General features: G+C 40.9%; 1 protein-coding gene. It reads right to left on the reverse strand.

The features are described from left to right. Positions 1-2,019 (reverse strand): hypothetical protein (locus HMPREF9441_RS17310; RefSeq protein ID WP_216593525.1); only part of this gene is annotated, 2,019 nt, incomplete at its 3' end. Positions 2,020-2,070 lie beyond the last annotated feature (51 nt).

Raw genomic sequence — 2,070 nt, forward strand, 5'->3', positions numbered from 1 at the left:
AGGATAACTGCGGTATATATCAGGATCCCAACCGTCATTCTGTCCGTCACCATTAGGCGTAAAGAAATCAGGTGGTACTGACTTCATATACTCTTTCTCTATCGTAAGTGTAGAACTACAATTATTAGCATCTATAGCCTCCACTACTACTAACTTAAAGATACGTCCATTCACCACTCGACTCGTTGGGTCTGTTGGCTTAAGCATATATTCACTCTCTCCATTCTCATAACTGCCATTGAATGTTATAGAATAAGGTGTATCTCCCTCTCGTGGATTACCTCCTACTACTTTCACTCTAACCTTGTTGATTTCGCGTGGATCAGTCTTATCTAATATCTCCAAGCCTGGATAACGCGTTACACTTACCGTTCCTGCCAAGGTACTTGAACATAGAGAGGTCATTCCTAATGGTCGATAGTATAACGTTACCGTATATACCCCATCATTCTCTATCTTTTGGGTTCTCAACACTTGCATATTTCCATTTACATAGCCTACAAATGGTTTTTTCGTTACACCTCCATCTATTGAGTATGACAAGGTATTCGTAGCTAATAAACCATCGCTGTTATCTCTAGCAAGTGTTATCTGTATATATGGATTTGTACTTGTTGTAGATACTGTCGAACATTCAAAACCTACAGTAGCTGTTGCTTGCAGACTAGGTGCTGCTGCTATCGTTATCTCGTGGGTTTGCGAACAGTTGCCATCTCTAAATTCTAAGCTATAAGTTCCTGGTGCCATATTAGTACGCGATACCGTTGTGCCTGTAGCTATACCCGTTCTGGTGTCTATCACATTACCTTGTGAGTCTTTTAGCTCATAGCTATAAGGGGCGCGTCCTCCTTGTATCATAAACTCAAGTTGTCCATCTGATTGCTGATAGCAAGTTTCTGTCACTGTCTTCACTACACCTAATTTCAATACATCTGGCTCTTCTATAGTGATACGCTCACTAACTTCACAACCTATTACAGCATCTTTCACTTGGATAGTATACTGTCCTTTAGGCAAGTTTACAAACATATTAGTACCACTAAATGTACCTGCCTGTGGTGTAATACTATAAGTATAGCTACCCGTTCCTGCTATCACGTTTATCTGTATCTCACCATTAGTTAGTCCATAACAAGTAATATGGGTCACACTTACCGTCTTACTAAGTGGGGCATAGTTCTCTACATTTACAGTCAGTGTTTGTACACAGCCTCCTTGGTGTCTTACCGTAATAGTATGTACTCCCGCTGTTACTGAAGTAAAGTAATTGCTTGCTTGCGCTACCCCGTCTAAAGCAAAGGTAGTTTGCGCTGCTACATCTGTATTTACTCTCACTCTAATAGCATTATTCACACTATTCGATGGACAACTGTATTCTACTGTAGCTGTTGCTTGTAGGTCTACTCCACCTTTTATTGTTATCGGATCACTTTCAGTAGTACAACTCATAGCATCTTTTACTTTTATCGTATAAGTACCCGATGCTAAACCTGTATACAAGGTCTTACCTTGATACCAATTAGCTCCACCATCTATTGAAGTACTGTAGGATTGGGTACCACCAGTAATAGTTACTGATATAGTTCCGTCATTAGCACCATAGCAAACCTCATCAGTATGCTTATCTATTCGTACTCTGATCAAATCTGGCTCTGTAATTTTGAATATCTCATCTCTATGGCAGCCATTAGCATCTTGTATCCTCACTACATATTCTCCTGGTGCTAATTTCTCAAACACACCGCTCTCTACTACCCTATCAAAACGTGGGCTAATAGCATATACTATCGTACCGGTACCACCCTCAGCCGTTACAGTTATCTTACCGTCATTCTTGCCTTTGCAAGTAACGTTGCTCACCGTGCTGGTTACTGATATAGCGTCTGCTTCTCTTATATCTATCTGAGAGCTATTATCCTCGCAGTCTAAACCACTCTTCACTTTCACAAAGTAAGTACCTGTAGCCAAGCCGCTAAACGCCCAGTCAGTCGCATTGATTTGCGTAGCCGAGATAGTCATTGCTGTAGCTGTTAGACTGCCTTGGTGTAAGCTATATTGATAACCTCCTAC

It is taken from the genome of Paraprevotella clara YIT 11840 (assembly GCF_000233955.1).
GTDB lineage: Bacteria > Bacteroidota > Bacteroidia > Bacteroidales > Bacteroidaceae > Paraprevotella > Paraprevotella clara.